Source organism: Thalassospira mesophila (assembly GCF_002115755.1).
GTDB lineage: Bacteria > Pseudomonadota > Alphaproteobacteria > Rhodospirillales > Thalassospiraceae > Thalassospira > Thalassospira mesophila.
In genome coordinates, this window is sequence record NZ_JFKA01000002.1 from 388,848 (window position 1) to 409,600 (window position 20,753).

Annotated in this window: 15 protein-coding genes; 4 read left to right on the forward strand and 11 right to left on the reverse strand. The window is 54.7% G+C overall.

Features of this window, described 5'->3' with window-relative positions; genetic code table 11:
* Window positions 1-40 precede the first annotated feature (40 nt).
* Genes TMES_RS06195 through TMES_RS06215 form a run of 5 tightly spaced genes read right to left on the reverse strand, consistent with a single transcriptional unit; the run spans window position 41 to window position 5,764 of the window.
* Complete coding sequence (locus tag TMES_RS06195) at window positions 41-940, reverse strand: LpxL/LpxP family acyltransferase (RefSeq protein WP_085580541.1); 900 nt, start codon at window positions 938-940, stop codon at window positions 41-43.
* Window positions 930-1,904: a tetraacyldisaccharide 4'-kinase gene (lpxK, locus tag TMES_RS06200; protein WP_085580543.1), complete on the reverse strand. Its 975-nt coding sequence runs from the start codon at window positions 1,902-1,904 to the stop codon at window positions 930-932. Before lpxK ends, TMES_RS06195 begins: the two co-directional genes overlap by 11 nt.
* Window positions 1,891-3,180 carry a 3-deoxy-D-manno-octulosonic acid transferase gene (locus TMES_RS06205; protein WP_085580545.1) on the reverse strand — a complete coding sequence of 430 codons (1,290 nt, stop codon included), beginning with the start codon at window positions 3,178-3,180 and terminating at the stop codon, window positions 1,891-1,893. The genes lpxK and TMES_RS06205 overlap by 14 nt, the downstream gene beginning before the upstream one ends.
* The gene (locus TMES_RS06210; RefSeq protein ID WP_085580547.1) at window positions 3,177-3,944 is read right to left on the reverse strand and encodes a lysophospholipid acyltransferase family protein; all 768 of its coding nucleotides are present in this window, start codon (window positions 3,942-3,944) and stop codon (window positions 3,177-3,179) included. The genes TMES_RS06205 and TMES_RS06210 overlap by 4 nt, the downstream gene beginning before the upstream one ends.
* 5 nt (window positions 3,945-3,949) lie before the next feature.
* Complete coding sequence (locus TMES_RS06215; protein ID WP_342746305.1) at window positions 3,950-5,764, reverse strand: ABC transporter ATP-binding protein; 1,815 nt, start codon at window positions 5,762-5,764, stop codon at window positions 3,950-3,952.
* Between the two features lie 245 nt (window positions 5,765-6,009).
* Between TMES_RS06215 and TMES_RS06220 the strand changes: the two genes are divergently transcribed.
* Window positions 6,010-6,852 (forward strand): BUD32 family EKC/KEOPS complex subunit, encoded by an 843-nt coding sequence (locus TMES_RS06220; protein WP_085580549.1) that lies wholly within the window; start codon window positions 6,010-6,012, stop codon window positions 6,850-6,852.
* Between the two features lie 7 nt (window positions 6,853-6,859).
* Here the strand turns inward: TMES_RS06220 and TMES_RS06225 are convergent, their stop codons facing one another.
* A complete protein-coding gene (locus TMES_RS06225; RefSeq protein WP_085580551.1) occupies window positions 6,860-7,999 on the reverse strand; it encodes a glycosyltransferase family 4 protein in 1,140 nt (379 codons plus the stop codon).
* Window positions 7,996-8,934 carry a UDP-2,3-diacylglucosamine diphosphatase gene (locus TMES_RS06230; protein ID WP_085580553.1) on the reverse strand — a complete coding sequence of 313 codons (939 nt, stop codon included), beginning with the start codon at window positions 8,932-8,934 and terminating at the stop codon, window positions 7,996-7,998. Before TMES_RS06230 ends, TMES_RS06225 begins: the two co-directional genes overlap by 4 nt.
* Window positions 8,935-9,137: 203 nt before the next feature.
* On the opposite strand from TMES_RS06230, the gene TMES_RS06235 reads away from it, so the two are divergent.
* Entirely contained in the window at window positions 9,138-10,112 is a 975-nt protein-coding gene (locus tag TMES_RS06235) for a diacylglycerol/lipid kinase family protein (protein ID WP_085580554.1), read from the forward strand.
* Window positions 10,113-10,121: 9 nt separating this feature from the next.
* Here the strand turns inward: TMES_RS06235 and TMES_RS06240 are convergent, their stop codons facing one another.
* On the reverse strand, window positions 10,122-11,828 hold the full coding sequence (locus tag TMES_RS06240; protein ID WP_085580556.1) for a methyl-accepting chemotaxis protein: 1,707 nt from the start codon (window positions 11,826-11,828) through the stop codon (window positions 10,122-10,124).
* A gap of 309 nt (window positions 11,829-12,137) precedes the next feature.
* A complete protein-coding gene (locus TMES_RS06245) occupies window positions 12,138-14,123 on the reverse strand; it encodes a BCCT family transporter (protein WP_085580558.1) in 1,986 nt (661 codons plus the stop codon).
* A gap of 975 nt (window positions 14,124-15,098) precedes the next feature.
* On the opposite strand from TMES_RS06245, the gene TMES_RS23185 reads away from it, so the two are divergent.
* Window positions 15,099-17,108 (forward strand): methyl-accepting chemotaxis protein, encoded by a 2,010-nt coding sequence (locus tag TMES_RS23185; RefSeq protein ID WP_085580562.1) that lies wholly within the window; start codon window positions 15,099-15,101, stop codon window positions 17,106-17,108.
* A 93-nt stretch (window positions 17,109-17,201) separates the two neighbouring features.
* On the opposite strand, the gene TMES_RS06260 is transcribed toward TMES_RS23185, so the two are convergent.
* Together TMES_RS06260 and TMES_RS06270 are read right to left on the reverse strand one after the other, a co-directional pair.
* Complete coding sequence (locus TMES_RS06260) at window positions 17,202-18,551, reverse strand: TldD/PmbA family protein (protein ID WP_085580564.1); 1,350 nt, start codon at window positions 18,549-18,551, stop codon at window positions 17,202-17,204.
* 338 nt (window positions 18,552-18,889) lie between these two features.
* Window positions 18,890-19,798 carry an AraC family transcriptional regulator gene (locus TMES_RS06270; RefSeq protein WP_085580568.1) on the reverse strand — a complete coding sequence of 303 codons (909 nt, stop codon included), beginning with the start codon at window positions 19,796-19,798 and terminating at the stop codon, window positions 18,890-18,892.
* 216 nt (window positions 19,799-20,014) lie between these two features.
* Here TMES_RS06270 and TMES_RS06275 point away from each other — a divergent pair, with 216 nt between their 5' ends.
* Entirely contained in the window at window positions 20,015-20,740 is a 726-nt protein-coding gene (locus TMES_RS06275) for a hypothetical protein (RefSeq protein WP_085580570.1), read from the forward strand.
* The last annotated feature ends 13 nt before the right edge of the window (window positions 20,741-20,753 follow it).

The following is a 20,753-nucleotide window of genomic DNA, read 5'->3' on the forward strand; positions in this document are numbered from 1 at the left end:
CACCGGCTACAGCACGCAGCCCGGGCGTTATAAAGCGGGATCAGTCAGGCCAGCGACGATGCAACCACAGCCATTGTGCAGGACGTTCGCGAATCCAGCCTTCCATGATGGCGTTGACGTCCGTCATGATCGTAAGAATATCCTTATGACGATCGTCTGTTTCGACAATATCCATTTGCGGGTAAAACGTCATGCGGAAATGTGCCCCCTGCAGGCGTTCCACACGTACAGGTACCAAGGGTGTGTCATAGCGCAGGCAAAACTGTGCCAGTGCCGGGGCTGTCATGGCATCGCGGCCAAAAAACGGCACGGCAATGCCGTTATTCATTTTCTGATCGACCAGCATGGCGGCATGGCCACCGTTTTTGAGAAAGGCGGTTAATTTGCGCGCCCCGGCCGGTCCCTTGGGAACCTGTTCCCCCCTGAAGCCCTGCCGCGCCCGGTTGAAAATACTGTCTACCCACGGATTGTCGGGGGCGCGGTAAACCGACATCATTTCCATGCCCACAATACGGGCGACCAGCGTTGTGACTTCCCAGTTTCCAATATGGGCGGTAAAAAACTGGCCCGGTTTGCCGTCGTCTTTCAGGGCAAGGCCGTTTGCAAGGCCAACCACTTCCAGCCTGTCCGAACCGGGTTCGATCTTGTGAATGTGGGGCACTTCGCCAATACTGCGCCCCAGATTGTCCCACATGTCGCCAATAATAATTTGTAATTCTTCGGGTGTTTTTTCGGGAAAGGCCCGTTCCAGGTTGCGCCGTGCCCGGCGTGTAACGCTAAGTTTCGGGCCGATCCAGCGGCCAATGCGCGCGCCAATCGCCGAGGCGGTATCAATTGGCAGGGCGGCAAACAGCCAGTAAAACATATGCGCAAACAGCCCCTGCAAAGGGTAGCTGAAAAAACGCTGAAAATGACTGATGTTGCTGTTCTTATGCGCCATTGGCAAATACCGTTTTGATAATTTCTTTGATGCCGTGCAAATCGTCAAATTCCAGGGCGATGCGCAGGGTCTTTATGTCGTGCTGAAGGGCCAAAGGCAAGCGCACCAGGTCTTTTTCTGTGGTGACCAGATGTGCGCCATGCTGCTGTGCCAGCCCCTGCAGGTCCTGTATCTCGCCGGGTTTATACATGTGGTGATCGGCAAAATCACGGGCGGCGACAATGTTGGCATTACAATCGCGCAGGCTTTGATAAAACTTTTCCGGGCGTCCGATCCCGGCAAAGGCCACCACGTTTTGGCCGGTAAATTCGTCGGGGTTTTGCGCACAAATTTGCGCCGAAAAAACTGCCACATGAGCCGGGATACGCTGGCTAATGCCGGTTTGATCCGGGCCAATGATAATCGCGGCAGCCACCTTGGAAAATCCGCTTTGGGTGGTTTCGCGAAGCGGTCCGGCGGGCATGACGCGGCCATTGCCAAACCCGGTGGCACCATCAATTACAACAATTGCGAAATCCTTGATCACGGACGGGTTTTGCAACCCGTCATCCATGATAATTACATCCGCCCCGGCCGATTTTATCGCCCGTGCCCCGCAGGCGCGATCACGCGATATCCATGTCGGGCCGCAACGCGCCAGCAATAACGGTTCGTCGCCCACCTGTGTGGCGGTATCGGTGGTCAGGTCCACCCGATGCGGGCCGGAAATTGTGCCGCCATATCCACGGCTTAGAAAATGGGGCGAGTGGCCCAGATCGCGCAAAATGGCCTGTATCGCCTGTGCCGAGGGCGTTTTTCCCGCCCCGCCAACGGTAAAGTTGCCCAGACAAATAACTTTGCAGCCGGGATGAAAAGCAGGCGTTGTTGCCGCTTTCCACGCGGCCCCCGCCCGCCAAAGCCGCGAAAGCGGGGCCAGGGCGCGGGCCAGAAAACCGTTATTTTGCCAAAAATCAGGGGCGTGCATGTGGCCCCCGACACGCCACCAGCAGGTCATTAATCGCCGACATGGTGCGATCTAATACTTCGGCCTTGCTGTTGGCATAGGTGCGCGCGGCATCGGTTAAGGCCTGGCATGCGGGTTGGTTTGATAATAACTGGTCAAGCTGGCGGGCCAGGTCATCGGCATCGCTGCACGGGCGACAGGCGCGTTCGGCCAGCATTTCGCGGCTGATTTCGCTAAAGTTGCTCATATCGGGGCCATGCAAAATGGCACAGCCCAGCCGGGCGGGTTCCAGCGGGTTTTGTCCGCCGCCCACACACAGGGTTTTGCCAATAAAGCAAATGGGGGCCAGCCGGTAATACAGGCCCATCTCGCCAATGGTATCGCCCAGAAAAATGTCGGTATCGCGGGTGATGATATGCCCCATGCTGCGCCGGGCCACCCGCAGGCCCCGGGCCATCAGGTTGGCCTCGATGGCGGGCGCACGGTTGGGGTGGCGCGGCACGATGATGGTTAACAGGCCCCGGTGTTTTTCTCGCAGTTTGACATGGATGTCGGCAGCTATGGTTTCTTCGCCCTCAAACGTGCTTGATGCCAGCCAGATCGGGCGGCCTTCGATCTGGTCTCGGGTTTTGTGAAGGTCGGCGTCTTCGACCGGTAAGGGCAGGGCGGCAAATTTAAGGTTGCCGGTGGTGATAACGTTGGGCGCGCCCAGTTCGGTGAAATGGGCTGTTTCTTCGCTGGTTTGCGCCAGAACAACATTAAAACACGCCATCACCGGGCGAATAAAAGACGAAAACCGGCGATAGCTTTTAAAGCTGTGTTCGGAAATACGCCCGTTTAACAGCGCGATTTTGGTGCCTGCCTTGCGCGCACGGGTTAAAATATTGGGCCACAAATCGCTTTCCAGCCACAGGGCAATATCAGGCCGCCAGTGATGCAAAAACCGGGCAACATAAACCTGACGGTCCACCGGGATGAACTGGTGAATAACCCCGTCGGGCAGGCGTTCCAGCATCATGCGGGCCGATGTTACGGTGCCGGTTGTCACCAGAATGTGAAATTCGGGATAATCGCGTTGAAGCCGGTCAATCACGGGCAGGGCCGAAAGCGATTCACCAACACTGGCCCCGTGGATCCATATAAGCGGGCCATCGGGGCGGCGCTGGCCGGGGTGGCCGAACCGTTCGCCAATGCGGCCGGGGTCTTCCTTGCCGCGGTTTTTACGCCGATGCAGATACAGCCCGACAACGGGGCCTAACATGCGCGTTGCCGCGCGATAGGCGTAAAACAGGCTCATTGTGTGGCGTCTCCGGCGTCACGGCGGGGCCGTTTTTGTTTGGCTATTTCATCAAGCCCTGCCGGTTCGATAATGTCCAGACCATATTCACGGTCATATTTTTGCGTCAGGCTGATCAGCTTGTCTTCCAGTTCCTGGCGTTTTTCTTCCAGCCCTGCCGCGTCCAGGTCCTTGCCAACGTAAATCGGATCGCCCCAGGAAAAAGAACCGCTTGAAAACGGAAATGGCAATATAAAGCGGTCCCAGCTGCGCATGACCCGCCGGCTGGTTATGGAAAAGGTCAGCGGGAAAATGGGCACACCGCTCATGCGCGCCGCCGTGATAACGCCGCCTGAGGCCCGCATGCGCGGGCCACGCGGGCCATCGGGGGTCATGCCCACCACTTCACCGGCTTTCAGCGATTTTACAATACTGCGCAGGGCATTGGCCCCGCCTTTGCCCTTGCCGGTAGACCCGGCAATGGTGGAAATGCCGAAATGGCCAATGATGCGTGAAATGATTTCACCATCGCGATGCGATGAAATCAGCATGTTAAACGGTGTGTCCCCGCCGACAATTTTCCATGTATAGGGCATCATCAACAGGCGTTGATGCCAGAAGGCAACAATAAAAGGTTGGCCGTTTTCCAGCATCTGGCGTGGCAGGTCGGTGCCATTTTGGCGCCAGCGGCCCGAATAGCGGATCAGGCGAATATAAAATGCCGCCAAATTGCACAGCGATGCCCGCGCCAGGGGGCTTTTGATAATTCCTTTATACCACTTCACGTGTCTTAGTCCTGATTTGGCACCATCGTCGGGGTTTTACCCGGTTCTTCGGAAAACTGCAGGTTATACAGGTTGGCATAGGCACCGCCAAGGGCAAGCAACTCTTCGTGTTTTCCCTGTTCGATCAGCTTGCCACGATGAATGACGCAAATTTTGTCGGCATCAACAATTGTCGACAGGCGATGCGCAATCACCAGGGTTGTCCGGTCTTTCATCAGGTGTGCCAGGGCGGTCTGAATGTGGCGTTCAGACTCGGTATCAAGGGCTGATGTTGCTTCATCAAGCAGCAGGATCGGTGCGTTTTTCAGCATCGCCCGGGCAATGGCAATGCGCTGGCGCTGCCCGCCGGAAAGTTTGACACCATGTTCACCAACAATGGTGTCATAGCCGTCTTCAAGCTGCATGATAAAATCATGGGCGGCGGCATTGCGTGCCGCTTCCTCGATTTCGGCCTCGCTGGCACCGGTTCGGCCATAGGCGATATTGGCACGGACCGTATCGTCAAACAGCGAAATTTCCTGGCTGACCAGTGCGGTTGCTTCGCGCAGACTGCGCAATTTCACATCGCGAATGTCCTGCCCGTCAACCGAAATGCTGCCATTGTTGATGTCGTAAAAGCGCGGGATCAAATTAAGGATGGTTGATTTACCTGCACCAGACTGACCAACAAGGGCCACGGTCTGTCCGGCGGGAATATCAAGGTTGATACCGACAAGCGCATTGTTTTCGCCGTCTTCGCCATAGGCAAAATCAACATTGTCAAACCGTACCGCCCCGCCCGAAATCGCCAGCGCTTTGGCATCGGGTTTGTCTTTGATATCGGGTTCGAGATCCAGAATGGTGAAAACCCGCTGCGATGCGGCAAGGCCCGCCTGCAAATTCATATTGATATTGGCCAAACGCTTGACCGGCTCATAGGCCATCAACAGGGCGGTAATGAAGGCGAAAAAACCCCCTGCGTCATTGCTGCCCTCGATCACCCGGTAACCGCCATAAACAATGATGGCCGTCACGGCAACACCGCCCAGTGTTTCCATGATGGGGGACGACCGCGCACGGACTTTTTGTGCCTTGAAATTCAGTTGGAAGATATAATCAACCAGCTTGCCGACCCGGCTGCTTTCATATTCTTCCATGCCATAGGCTTTGACATGGCGAACGCCTTGAAAGGTTTGTTCTAACAGGGTGGCAAACTCGCCAATTTGCTGCTGGGTATTTGACGATACCTTGCGCATGCGTTTGCCAAGCCGTGCGATTGGCAAAATGGCGAGCGGGAAAATGAAAATGGCAATAAAGGCCAGTTGCCAGTCCTTGATAAACATCACCCCGATCAGGAAAATCGCCGACATCAGGTCTTTGCCAAAGCCGGTCAGGCTTTCAGATACGGCCGAGCGCATGGCGCCAACGTCGCTGGTAAAGCGCGCAATCAGCTTGCCGGTGTTGGTGCCGTGGAAAAAGCCGATATCCAGGCTCATGACGTGGTTATAAAGCCGGTTTTGAATGTCGGTCAGAATACGCCCGCCAACATAGCTCATCATCACGGCCTGGCCATAATTGCCAAAGCCTTTCAGGGCAAAGGTGATCAAAACCGCCGCCCCGACCGGCAACAGCATCGAGCCGTTTTTATTGATGAAAATTTCGTTGATCACCGGGTCCATCAGCCAGGCAGACGCACCGGTCGTCGCGGCGACGACAACCATGAATAACAGGGCCAGAACAATTTTACCGATATAGGGACGAACCGCTTCACGAACGATCCGTTTGACCATGGGCCAAGTATCCCAATGATCGGTGGTGTGGTCGATATTTTGTTTGGACAAGAAGATATTCCTGGTTGTTGTGGCAAAGATTGGTGACACCGGATGTTTCCGGCGGGTTGCCCCGTTTTTGCCTTTTATCAAGGCCCATTTATGCCCGATTTTCCGTGCAGTTTGCTACCACGGTGATGGCTTTACGGCAAGCATCCGTATGCCCGAAGGCACATACAGGCATACACAATTCGGTGTCGGAACCATAAAGCCATGCACCGCGTTCAGGCATATATGGTTCAAATAAAAAATAACAAATGAGCAAACAACTTAAAAATCAGATTGAAGGTGCCCTTTCGCAAGGTGTGGGCGCACGCGTGTTTCCCCTGCGCTGGCACGGTCAGCGATTGTGGGTCAAACAGGCGGTCGCGCCCAAGCAAAAGGTATGGCATCGTTTTCAACGCTTTGCGGCCGGTATATTGGCCGTTCCCATGTTGCGGCCCACGGTATCGCCGGGCGGATGTAATGGTTTGCGGTTTGAAACCAGCCATTTATTGCGCATGCGCGATCATGGCGTGCATGTCCCCGACCTGATCATGAGCGACGATAACTGGATTGTCCTGCGCGATAATGGCCGCATTTTAAAAGACCAGATCAAAGCCGCCGTGGCGAAAGGCGATATTGCGAAAACCTGTGATCTGATTGAAAAGGCCGCATCGGGCCTGGCCGATTTACATGCGCGCGATTGCGCCCACGGCGCGCCGCTTTTGCGCAATATCACAATTTGCAAGGATGGCAGCATCGGCTTTATCGACTTTGAAGAAGACCCCGAAGGATGCATGCCGGTGGCCGATGCCCAGGCCCGCGATATTTTGCTGTTTTTGTTTTCAATTCAGCGCGAAATAAAAAAGCGGCCCGATTTATTGCAGCTTGGCTGGCAAAAATATCGGTTCCACGCTGGCGACAATGCTGGCGCCCTGTCGCCGCTGGCAACGGTGCTGCATCGTATTTTACCGGTTTATCTGCTGTTATTGGTGTTTCGGCGCTGGTTGGGCACCGATGCCATAACCGCCCTGCAAACATACCAGATTTTGTTTCGCGATATCGGGCGAACCATGGGCCCCCGTGCCACCACATGCCCGCCCGGTACCGCAGACTGAGCCGTGATTATTGCGCGGGCACGGGATGCGGGGCTGGAATGTCGGTTCCGGTTAAACCGCTGCCAACGGGGTCGCTGCCTGTGGCCATTCGGGTCGCGGCACTTTCGGCAAGGGTCATTCTGGTGGCGGCTTCGCCGTCATACCCGCCGGAAAACGGGGCCAGATTGTGCAAAAACTGCTGGGCTGAATTGTGCCAGCTGTATTTTTCGGCCAGGGCGCGGGCATCGGCGCGGTCCAGTTTCAAGGCATCGAGGGCGGCCTGGCGTAAATCGGCGTTAATGGCGCCGGCCTTGGTGCCGCGCACAATGTCGGCCGGGCCTTGTACCGGGAAAACCGCAACCGGGGTGCCCGATGCCAGGGCTTCCAGAATAACCAGCCCAAACGTGTCGGTTTTGCTGGGAAATACAAACACATCGGCCGAGGCAAAGGCCATGGCTAGGCTTTCGCCGGTTTTTTTGCCCAGAAATTGCGCCTTTGGGTGTTTTTGTTTCAAATCGTTAAGTTGCGGGCCGTCGCCGACCACAAATTTGGTGCCCGGCAGATCAAGGTCGAGGAAATGCCCGATGTTTTTTTCCACGGCCACCCGGCCCACAAACAGCCAGTGCGGTTTGGGAAAATCGCCAAAGCTGGCATGTTCGCGCGGATGAAAAAGCGACAGATCCACCCCGCGTGACCAGATTTGCAAATTGCCAAATCCCCATTGGGCCAGTTCATCGCGCAATGAATCGGTCGCCACCATCACTGATTGTGACTTGTCGTGAAACCGGCGCATGCCGCGATACGAAATTGAAAGCGGCAGTTTGGTGCGCGCGTAAAGATATTCGGGAAAGCGGGTGTGATAGGCGGTTGAAAACGGCAATTTCCGTTTCAGGCAATAGGCGCGTGCCGCCCGGCCCAGCGGCCCTTCGGTTGAAATATGAATGGCAACGGGCTGCATCGCATCAATCATGCGCGATAATTTGCGTTTGGCAAAAATTGCCAGCCGGATTTCCGGGTAAGTCGGGCAGGGTATAGTGGTGAACTGATCGGGCGAGATCACACGCACATCATGCCCGGCATCGATCAGTTCACTTCGCACTGTTTCCAGTGTCCTGACAACGCCATTGACTTGCGGGGTCCAGGCGTCGCTGACAATCAGGATTCTCATGCTGTTTTTCCCATGGGGGTGTTTTGCCCGGTTCGGGCCGATGCAGCGTTTTGACGGGCAAGCGTGGTTTTGGGTTTGTTGTGCGGCTGTGCGGTGCGAAACAGCGACAGCAAGCGGCCCAATCCGGCTGTGGTCGGGCTGCTGTTGGTGTCTGACGCGCCGATATAGGTCATTGCCATATTGCGCATGTCCGCCCAATGCAGCAGTTCAAGTTCGCCGTTTTTGTGTTCGACAAGGGCGGTGCAGCTTTCAACCCAGTCGCCATCGTTGCAATAAAGCACATTGCCGATCATGCGTTTTTCAGCATGGTGGATATGGCCGCAAACCACCCCGTCGACCTTGCGTTTGGCAGCGGCATGGGCCACGGCGGTTTCAAAATTGCAAATAAACTGAACCGCGTTTTTGACCCGGTTTTTAAGATATGCCGACAGCGACCAGTACCCGTAGCCCAGCTTGCGCCGGGCGGCGTTGAAATAGCGGTTGAGCATAATTGCCATATTGTAGGCGGTGTCGCCCAGATAGGCGAGCCAGCGGGCATATTTGACAACGCCGTCAAACTCGTCACCGTGAATGACCAGCAATCGTTTGCCATCGGCCGTGGTATGAATGTCGTTCATGCGAACATCGACATGGCCAAATGTCATATCGACAAATTCGCGGGCAAATTCATCATGGTTGCCAGGCACGAATATTACTTTGGTGCCGTTTTTGGCCTTTTCCATAATATTGGTAATCACGGCGTGGTGGCTTTCGGGCCAGTACCAGCTTTTTTTCAGTCGCCAGCCGTCAATGATGTCGCCGACCAGATAATAGGTGTCGGCGGTTACTTCATTTAAGAAATCCACCAGCAATTCTGCTTGGCAACCGCGTGTTCCCAGATGTACATCAGAAATCCACACCGTGCGGTAATGCGGTTTCGTGTTCATTGCTGTCATCGTTGCCCTCCATGTCCCCATACAAAGGATGATCAGGCACCGTTTTATTGGGCTCGACCACTATCTGAATAAAACAAAAAGAGCGAACATATAACCCGTTCACATAAATTTATCAGTATTGAAAGGATTTTGTTACATATTTACTTTTGTATAGGCGTAGTTAAATTTTATTTTTCATTTTTATTACAGGTAATATTTGTTTCATGTCTGACGATGGCATCACGATTATTTTCAATCCGCGCGCGGGTGGCAACAAGCAGCGGTTTTTATCGTCTATTCTGCAAAAGGCGGGGGTGCGGGTTGAATTATTGCAAACAACCCATCCCGGCCATGCCCGCGAACTGGCGCGCAAGGTGCGGGCCGGGCGGCGGCTTTATGTGGCCGGGGGGGATGGTTCGCTCAACGAGGCCTTGAACGGCCTGCTTGATGCCCAGCTTGACGGGCACGAAGTGCCGCCGCTCGGCATTATTCCGCTGGGTACGGCCAATGTGCTGGCGGTCGAGGTTGGACTGGGGGTGAACGCAAAATCGGTGGCGGGCTATATTCACGACCCGGTTCATGTCTGGGTGCGGCCCGGGCTGGTCAATGGTCGGGCTTTTTTCCTGATGGTCGGGATTGGTGCCGACGCCGACACGGTGGCAAATGTATCGCTGAAACTTAAACGGTTGATTGGCAAGGGGGCGTATGTTCTGGAAGGGCTGCGCAACATGGCCTTTCCGCGCCATCGCGATTTCGAGGTCAATATCGGCCGTGATCAATACCGGGTGGCCGGTGTGGTGGCGACCCATGCCAGCCATTACGGCGGTAAATTTATCATCGCGCCGCAGGCAACCCTGACCGATAACAAGCTTGATGTGGTGCTGATGCCCGGTGGTGGCAGCCTGGCAACAGCACGTTACGGGCTGGCACTGACAATGAACCGCCTGCATCGTCAGTCCGATGTGTCGGTGGTGCGCACCGAAAGGCTTACAATTTCAAGCCATTGCGGCCCGGCACCGGTTCAAATCGACGGCGAAAGTGCCGGGGCCTTGCCCTGCGAAATCAGCCTGTCGCCCTATCCGGTGCGGTTGCTGGTGCCGCGCGCCTATTTAAACCAGACCGAGGCCCGCGACGACAATTTGGCCGCACCCGCCCGCCTTGGCCCGGCGGCAGAAAGTTTGCAAATAACCGGGCGTTAAACCGGCGGGTTAATCCGAACGGACCATGGCAATAAAACTGTCAACCTCGCGCCGCAGGTTTTCGGCCGACATGGAAAGTTCGCGCGCACTTGCCAGCACCTGTTCTGCTGCCGCACCGCCACTATGGGCGGCTTCGCTGACCTGTGAAATGGCGGCAGATACCTCGTTGGTGCCCGCAGATGCCTGTGAAATATTACGGGCAATTTCCTGGGTGGCGGCGTTTTGTTGTTCCACCGCCGATGAAATGGAGCCCGATGTTTCCCGGGTCCGCGAAATGATTTCGGAAATATCGCGGATGGCATCGACCGTGGATTGGGTAACTTCCTGAACCTCGGCGATGTGGCTGGTGATGCTTTCGGTGGCCTTGGCCGTTTGGGTGGCAAGGTTTTTTACCTCGGAGGCGACCACGGCAAAACCCTTGCCCGCTTCGCCTGCGCGTGCGGCCTCGATGGTGGCATTGAGGGCCAGCAAATTGGTCTGGGCGGCAATATCCTGAATCAGATTAACAACTTCGCCAATTTTGTGAACCGATTCGACCAGTCCCTCGGCGGTGTGCTGGGTTTTCTCGGCATTTTCAACGGCAAGGCGCGTGACATCGGAGGATCGAAAAACCTGCTCGCCAATTTCGCGCACCGATGACGCCAGTTCTTCGCACGCCGTGGCCACGGTTTCGACATTGGTGCTGGCCTGTGTTGCGGCGGCAGAAACAGTGCTGGACTGGGTATTGGTTTCTTCCAGCGAGGTGGTCAGGGTTTGGGCGGCAGATTCAAGTTCGGTTGCGGTCGAGGCAACGATGCCAACAATGGCACCGACAGTTTGATCAAACTTGTTGGCAAGGTCGTTCAAGGCCTGGCGTTTTTCGGCCATGGCCTGTTTTTCGGTGTCCTTGGCGGTTTGTTCCATTTCGCGATTGCGGATCATATTGGATTTGAAAACATCCATTGCCCCGGCAATTTCGCCAATTTCATCGCCGCGATCAGTACCATAAACCTCGACCTCAAGGTTGTTGCTGGCCAGTTCGTTAAGGGCAGCGACAATTTTGTGGATCGGCCGAACAATGCCAAACCGGGCAATGATAATCCCCATGCCCAACCCGAGCGCCAGCCCGCAAATCGCAACAATAAGGGTAATGGTAATACCGGTCGCATAGGCGTCATTGGCGGTTTGAACCGCATTGGCAAGGCGTTGTTCGCCATAGGCCACATAGGTGCGAATGGATGTGTTTAAATCGCGGGCTTCTTCCCGGTTTGACCGCGCCAATGTTACCAGTTTTTCTGCCAGTGCGGCATGGTCGCTGGTTGCACCCGGGGCGGTTGCGGTTGCCACAACTTTCGAAATGCCAGCCTGGTAAACATGATAAAGCCGTTCAACGTCTTGCAACAGGGCCAGCCTTTTGGGGCCTGCGGTTGCTTTGGTTTCCGCCAGCAGGGTTTCAAACTCCTTGCTTTCGCGGGCGATGGTTTGGTCCAGATCGGTGATGGTTTCGGGGGTAGGGTCGGCGGCAATGCGAAATTCGGCACGGTTCAGCGACGTAATCAGTTTGGTCAGGCGCAAGCCGTCAAGGGCTTCGGTGGCGGCGGTTTCCTGTAGCCGGGACGACTGGTGCATGGTGCCCAGTCCGTAATATCCATTGGCGGCAACCGCAACAATGGCGACGCCAAGAACGGCAATGATGGCAAATATTTTGGCGGCAATGCCAAGCTTTCCCAGCTTCATGTATTTTCTCCCGGTCTGGAGGCAGGATAAGTGTGCCGGAATCGGCCAAAGGGAAGGGGTGGACTCAGGGGCAATTAAGTAAAAACTTATTCAGCCATAAATAGAGATGTTCTTAAAGAAAAACTTGTAAAACGAGCGGGTTGTTAAGGTGAATTTTTAGTGCGGTGTTGTTTTGATATCCGCGCGATCCGTGCCGGAAAATCTCGCAAAATAGCGGGTGAGCGCGCCTGAGGGTAAAACCGGCATCAGCCCCGTGCGCCCAGGCACGATGGCTTAAGCAAAACGGGCCAATGCCGGTTTTTAACGTCCCTAGCTGCTTGCGGTGGAATGCAGGAAATGCCGGTGTTTTTCATAGTGGTTTAAAACATCAGCGATGACCTGTTCCTTGTTGTAGCCAAACACGTCGTAATCTTGCCCGCCATCAAGCAGGAAAACCTCGGCGCGGTAATATTTGGTTGCCTCGGTCGGCTGTCTGAATTCGGGGAAGGCAAAGTCGGGCATGGAATAACTGCGCAGGCGGACGCCATAAACGAAGTCCTGCACATCGCCATGTATTATTTCCAGTCTGACCTCGCGCTCTGCATGTGAAACGCTCACTTCCAGTTCCGAACCACGCAATTCGTCCGTGACGGCCTCCAGGGCAGGCAAGGCTGTTTCGTTCAAAAAGGTTTTGCAACGGTCCAGCTTTGGATAACTGACAATGGTTTGCAACCGGGTTTTCCACGGCACATGCGCCCCGTGAACCGACGTCACCGGGGCTAGCCCCATACTGTGCTTTTTCAGTTTTTCCAGCCGCAGCCCTTTAAGCAGGCCATAACAAACAAACAGCATGACAACCGAAAACGGCAGCGCTGCCGTAAGCGATGCGGTTTGCAGGGCATTAAGCCCGCCCATCACCAGCAACACAGCAGCCACCACACCTTCGGTCACGGCCCAGAATATCCGTTGCCAGACCGGCGGGTTTTCCTGGCCCCCCGATGTGATGATGTCAATTACCAGCGAGCCGGAATCCGATGACGTGACAAAGAAGGTAATCACCAGAACTGTCGCCAGCAGTGATGAAACATTGGCAAAGGGGAAGTTTTCCAGGAATTTGAACAGGGCGGTTGAAATATCGGCACCCACGGCGTCGGATATCGCCCCGGCGGCAGGCCCCATATCAAGCCACATGGCGGCATTGCCAAAGAAGGTCAGCCAGATAAAGGTAAAACCAACCGGCACAAACAGCACGCCAATGACAAATTCGCGAATGGTCCGGCCCCGCGAAACGCGCGCAATAAACATGCCGACAAAGGGCGACCAGGCGATCCACCATGCCCAGTAAAACAGGGTCCAGCCGCCGATCCAGTCATTGGGTTCATAGGCAAACAGGTTGAAGGTTTTGTTGACCACTTCGCTAAGATACAGGCCGACATTTTGAACAAACGTTTGCATCAGATAAACCGTCGGCCCAACGATGAGAACAAACAGCATCAAGGCCAGGGCTAAAAACAGGTTAAGTTCTGACAGGCGTTTGATCCCGCTATCAAGACCTGCGACCACCGACAGGGTGGCACAGCCGGTAATGAGCGCAATCAGGATCAGTTGTGTTATTTCGGACTGGGGAATGTCGAACAGATAATTCAACCCGGAATTAACCTGTAATACGCCCAGCCCCAGTGACGTTGCCACCCCGAACATGGTGCCCAGAACGGCCAGAATATCGACCGTATGGCCAATCGGGCCGTAAATACGCTCGCCAATCAGCGGGTAAAGGGCAGATCGGATGGTGAGTGGCAAATTATGGCGGAAACTGAAATACGCCAGCGACATGCCAATCACGGCGTAAATCGCCCAGGCGTGAATACCCCAGTGAAAAAACGTGATCGACATGGCCTCGCGGGCGGCGTCCATTGTGCCGCCCTCGCCAACAGGCGGGTTGTCGAAATGTAAAACCGGTTCTGCCACCCCGTAAAACATCAGGCCAATGCCCATACCGGCACTAAACAGCATGGCAAACCACGATGTGTAACTGTAATCGGGTTCGGAATCATCAGGCCCCAGCCTGATTTCGCCATAGGAACTGGCAGCCAGCCCCAGGGAAAAAATCAGGAAAATGGCCACGCTTAGCATATAGAACCAGCCAAAATTGCCGGTCAGCCACGACTGGACACTGCCAAAGGTGTCCTTGGCCGTTTCGGGCATGACGATGGTGAATAAAACCACCAGAAAAATCAAAATCGCAGACCCGAAAAAAACGGGTGCGCATATCTGCGATTTGGGCTTTTCGGCCACGTCGTTTTCTGACGATGACATAAATTCGCTCCAAATAATCGGTTGCTCGACTGGCCCGTTCGGGCCGGCGCGGGTCGCCGTTTTTGGGAAGTTTCCACCTTGGTCCACTGCCGACAATCCGTCGCAAGGTCCCCTCGGTTTGCGCGTATGCAGTTACGCGCGGCGCCAGATTATTGTCGCAGGTTCAGGCAATGAAACACTTTACCCATCCCCGCACGGCCAATTGGCGCAGTGCGGTGGCCCCGTTTTACTGGAACGGGAATTTGTATGGACGGGCTCCCTTCCTGTCGGAAACGCCAATGCATCACGAATTGTTCCACGGCTTTTGCCACCGAGACCAATATTTTTAACATCGGCCAACGCTGCAAGTGTGCGCACCATTTGCGATTTATAACCGGGTTCTACGGGGCCTTTTCGAAGCCTCCCAATATGGGGACTGCGTGGCTGACAGGGGCGTTGTAAAAACCACTGATCAGCCCGGCTGTGACTATTGCCTGTTGTGGCGACTGTTTCACCGATGTGAAACGCCACTTGTGCCTTGCTTGGTCCGTGGTGTTTGTGGATCGACTTCTGAATTTTGGAATCTTCCTGTTTTGCCTCCCGACTTGGCCGCACTTTATTTTCGTAAAGTGCGGCCATTTTTTTGGCGTCGCGCGGCCATATCGCGCGCAAAGCACGCCGAAGCCTGCGCAGATGCGGGCGTCGAGGGCCAGATTGGATGCGCTTTTTGGTCATTCTGTCGGTTTTGGCGCATGTTTTTTCAGCCGCTTCTGGGCAATGGCAATAAAATTCAGTGTTTTCAACAAATTGCGAATGCTATCTTTTGGAATAGGTTTCTTCCTATCCTTTTGCGCCAGTTCTGTAGTTATTGAAAAACAGTTTATTGGGGGCATCTAATATTAAGGGTCGTGACTTTGCGGGCATCAACGCCGGGATGGCGACAATGGCCTGTAACGAGTTTGCACATAGTTGCAATGGATTTTAGGAAGGCACGATATGTTTTCACACCTTCGGATCAGGACAAAAATCGTTCTGGGTTTTTCCGTTGTATTGCTGGTTTTGCTGGCGGCACTGATTTATTCCTATGCCAGTTTTGTTGTTGTGTCGCACGGGGTCGACGAATTTGCCGAGAAGGTTGATGAAGCCAGCCTGATCGCGCGGATTGAATCGCGGTTTATCCGGCTGGGTTTGCATGCGCGCGAATTTGCCAATACCGCCGGGGACGAAGATGCGGACGCCGTTTTTCGTATTGGCAAGGAAATAGAGCCAATGCTGGCAACAGCACAGGCCCGGCTGACCGACCCTGAAAACATAGGACGCGTGACCGAAATGCAGGCGGATTTAACCCGTTATATTGCCAATTTTGACCGTGCCCGTACCCTGAGCGACCATTATCACAGCCTGATCCTGGATAAACTGGAACCCGACGGCGAAAAAATGGTCGCCGAACTTGACCAGATCATATCGGGTGCGCTTTCGAGCGGCGATTACAAGGCCATTGGCGAAGCCGTCGCCGCACGCGAACATGCGTTGCTGGCGCGCCTGTATGCCAATATCCTTATCGGGCGGCAGGATGACAGCTTTGGCGCGCAAGCCGCCGCCGAATTTGGCAAGCTGGAGCAATCGTTTGCGGCGTTGGGCCAGGTGCCAAGTGTTGCGGTGCAAACCGGCCTGTTATCGCAAGCCAACAGCCTGTTTGCCGATTACCGCGAAGTGTTTGATGCGGTGCGTAATGACGAGGTTCAAATTGCCTTGCTGGTCAATAATGATCTGGCCAAGGCCACCCAGACCATCATCTCCAATGCCGAAGGCCTGCTTGAAAACCTGACGGTCAATGAAGACGAAATTCGCCAGACAATGACCGCCGGCATTTCGACGGCGGAAAGGGAAATTATTATCGCATCGCTGATTGGTGTGGTGCTGGGTTTTGTGATTGCCGTGGTGCTGGGTACCCGCATTTCGCAGCCGATTATGGGCATTGCCACGGTTATGCATCGGCTTTCTGCCAACGACTTGGCGGTTGAGGTGCCAGCACGCAACCGGGCCGATGAAATTGGCGAAATGTGCAATGCGGTTCAGGTTTTCAAGGAAGGGGCCATTCGCAACCACGAACTTGAAGAAGAAGCAAAATTGCAAGAAGTGCGCATGGCCGAGCAACGCCGTGACCTGATGCATCGCACTGCCGATGATTTTCAGTTCAGTGTTGGTAAAATTGTCGAAGCCGTTGCCGCTGCATCGGTGCAGTTACAGGCAACCGCCAATTCCATGTCATCGCTTGCCGATGGGGCCAGTCACCGCACCACAGCGGTTGCGGCCGCAACCGAAGAAGCCAGCAGCAACGTTAATTCAGTGGCCGCCGCGACCGAGCAGCTTAACATGGCGATTGGCGAGATTAACCGCCAGGTGGCCCTGTCGACCGATATGATGCGCAAGGCGGTTGATCAGGCACAGTCGACTTATGGCTCGATGCGGGAATTACTGGATGCCACCCAAAGTACCGATCAGGTATTGAAAATCATTTCTGATATCGCCGAACAAACCAACCTTTTAGCGTTGAATGCCACCATCGAAGCCGCGCGCGCCGGTGAGGCCGGGCGTGGTTTTGCCGTGGTCGCAACCGAGGTGAAAAATCTGGCCGAACAAACCGCCAAGGCCATTGGCGACATTGGCCATCAGCTGGAAAATGTACAGGCCAGAACCCGCCGTGCCGCCACCGATGTCGAGGATATTGGCAAGACCATTCACGATATGGATGGCATTGCAGCCGCCATTGCCTCGGCGATCGAGGAACAAGGTGTCGCCACCCGGGAAATTGCCCACAATGTGGAACAGGCGGCTTCGGGGACGACAATTGTCAGTGCCAATATCACCGGTGTAAGCGAAGCCGTGAGCGAAACCGGGGCTGCCGCCCAGCAGGTATTGGGGGCGGCCAGTATGCTGTCGGAAAACTTTACCCGGTTACGCAGTGCGACCGACCAGTTCATGGCAACCATTCGCGCCGCCTAAAGCATTTCGGTGCCGCAAGGAAAATGCCCTGCATCACGTTAAGGATGCAGGGCATTTTTATAAAAGAGGTTTTGATATGGCCGGGCGGCTAAATTACTGCCCGGCGATGGTCAGGCCATCAATGCGAAGTGTTGGCGCGTTGGTGCCGTATTTAAAGATTAAATCATTGGCTGGCGTAACGGATTTGAACATTTCCTTCAAATTGCCTGCCACGGTAATTTCCGAAACCGGATAGGCCAGTTCGCCATTTTCAATCCAGTAGCCCGATGCCCCGCGTGAATAATCACCGGTGACACCGTTAACACTGCTGCCGATCATTTCGGTCACATACAGGCCCTGCTTCACATCCTTGATCATATCAGCCGGGCTAATCGTGCCCGGTTCCATGTAAAGGTTGGTGGTCGACGGGCCGGGCAGGCTGCCAGCCCCGCGTGATGCATTGCCGGTTGATTTCAGGCCCAACTGGCGGGCAGACCGCAAATCCATGATCCAGGTTTTCAAAATCCCGTTTTCAACCAGATTGCGCTTCATGTTGGCAACCCCTTCGGCATCAAACGGTTTGGACCGCAGGCCGCGTTTACGATGCGGATCGTCCACAATCGTAATGTTGGGGCCAAAAATTTCCTTGTCCATCATGCTGATCAGGAAGCTGGTGCCGCGCGCAATACCAGACCCGTTAATCGCCCCGGACAAATGCCCAACGATGGAGGCGGAAACACGCGGATCCATAATGATCGGCACCTGCATGCTTTTGATCTTGCGCGGGTTCAGGCGGCGCAGGGTTTTTTCGGCGGCCATGCGGCCAATATCGGCGGGGTCGCGCAGGTCGGTTGAAAAAACCGCACTGTCATAATCATAATCGCGTTCCATGCCGGTGCCGGTTCCTGCCAGCACGGAAACCGAAATATGGCTGCCACTTCCGGCATAGCTGTTGGCAAAGCCATTGGTTGCCGCCAGCGTTACCTGGTGGCGGCCCCAACCGGCATCGGCCCCTTCGGAATTGGTAATGCCCTCAACCGACCGGGCGGCTTCTTCACAGGCTGTGGCCCAGGATATCAGTTTGTCCTGATCCACTTCGCCCGGCTCGCACAGTTCCAAGCCGTCAATATCAAACGTTTCGGCCAGTTCCGACGGGTCGGCAATGCCGCAAAACGGGTCGTCCAGCGCGTTTTGCGCCATGGCAACACAACGTTCCACCAGTTCGTCCAGCGCACTGTCGCTGGTGTCTGATGACGAAACAACAGCCTGTTTCTTGCCAATCAGCACCCGCAAGCCCAGATCGGCCCCTTCGGAGCGTTCCAGTTTTTCCAGTTTGCCCAACCGTTGTGCCACCGAAAGCGACGTGCCTTCGACATAAACGGCATCCGCGTCATCTGCGCCGGCCTTCTTCGCACGGGCCAGCAAATCATTGATGCGATCAAGCGTCATTTCAGTTTTGGGCATTGATATTCCTTTTCACACAAAGTGTCTTACCACCGTTATAGGTAGCCAAGTGCCAATGCGCAAAGGGGAACAGGCCAATTTGATGGTTTCCGGGAAAATTTCACCGATAGTTTGAACTTGCTGCGATAAACGGGGGCGCGTTATCGGGCGATTTGTTGTGTGACGGGCTCGGGTCATCAGGTTTGTGGCAAAGGCGGCGCAAAACATATTTATGCCTCGCAAAGCGCATTCAGACTGCCCGATAGCTGGCCTGACTGCGCTTTGGATCATGTGTCGGTTTTGCCTGCGGATACAGGGTTGGCCATGGTGTTGTTTCGCACGCGTGATTGGCTGTCAGCCTAGGCGGGATTTGCCGGAATCCATATTTCGACGGTGCCGGTATTGGCATCGGGGTTAAAATCGGGGCTGTAGCGTTCAAAATCGGGTGCGCTGATAAGTTTCAAGCCCGATTTCGGTAAGTACTGGTTCCAGATGGTGTGTATGGTGGCACGAATGCCCGAAATATGGCCGCGATGGGTGAAAACCACATAGTTTTGCGGTGCAATTTCAATTACCGATAATTCCGGGTCGGTTATGCTGGCAGCATCGTTTATCGCGACACCGCAGATATAATCAAAACAGCTGCTTTCATTACTTTCGCTGTTTTTAATGTTGGCGGTGGCAGATGGGGTTGCCGGATCGGCCTTGGTGCAAACGCCAAAGGTTTCCGTGCCAGCTTGCCCGTCAATCGCACCGATCCAGGGAATGAACTGTTGCCATTGGGCCGGGATCGCGGTGCTTGTTTCGATACTATAGCCGCGACGTAACCCTGCGATCCGCAGTTTACCGTGTTTTTCGAAACGGGGTTGTTCAAGGTTAACAATCATTTGCTCTGACATGCGTAAACACTCCTGTAATGTCAGGTTTTCAAGGTGCCCACGCGCACGAAGGTCTTCGGGTGACAGGCCGAAACAGTCGCGAAAGGCCCGGCTAAAGGCCTCGTGCGAGGCATAACCTGCATCAAGCGCCAATGTCAGAATCGATTTATGGCGCAGGTCTTTTGCCACCAGCTTTTGTGCCGCGACCGACAGTTTCCGGGCTCTGGCATAACGCATGACCGACATACCGGTTGCTGCGGCAAAGGCCCGCAGCAAATGGCGGGAAGACACACCACATTTTTCCGCAATTAATGCCAGATCAGGGCTGGTTTCGGCATCATCCTCGATATGTGTTTCAATCAGCCACACGGCCTTGTCTGCGGGTGTCATGTGATCTCCATAGGGTCTTCTTGCGCGGGGACCTGATTGCTATAACCGCTGACAAAAATGCCGATTTGATCAAAAGCGACCTTTGGTCCGAATTTTGCCAATATTTTTTAACCCTGCCCTGCGATAGTCACTTCCGCATTTGCCGGTTATGATGGTGCAGGTGCGATCAAGCTGATTTGACATGACCTGAACTGATTATTCCTGACGGAGGCCCCGATGTCCAAACGTGCAGCCTGTTGTGTTCTTTATGGTCTGGCAGGGGCGGCCGGGCTGGTGGTGGCCCCGTATGCGCAAGCCGCCGATACAACACATGTTGGCACCGGCAAAAACAGTACCCTACAGGGGATTTCGGGCTCCCAGCCGGTTTCAGATTCAGAAAACGCGTCGCATGGGCCGGTTGATGAAACGAAAGATGCTGCACTTCAAAGCACTGTTAACGGTGTGAAGGCAGACAATCGCCATAATCAGCCCGGTTCAGGCGCGGCACAGGCAGGCCCGGTTACCGATGCCGATTTATATGGGCAAATGCGCATTCAGGCCGGGCAATATGCCGCCCAAAACATGCACCAGATTCTGGTCGGCGATTTTACCTGTGACGGCCAACCCGACCGCATTGCGGGCTGGGTGGACCATGATAACCCCGACGGGCCGTTTTTTGATGTGCTGTTTGTAACGCGCAATGGCGGCACGCTTAGCTCGGAAATGAAACTTATTCCCTTTGCACAGGACAAACAATTTGCCCTGTGCATTGCCGATGATACCGCCCCGCCGCCGATGAGCTGGCAACAGGTAGAACCTGATTATGTGCGCGATGTGGTTGGCAATGCCAATTTATGCACCACGGCAGTACGGATCGAGGATTTCATCTGCGATACCCCGCAATTTTACTGGAACAACACCGCTGATAAAAAAGGCGATCACTGGGTTTTCTATCGCAATTAAGTCAGAAAAAAAC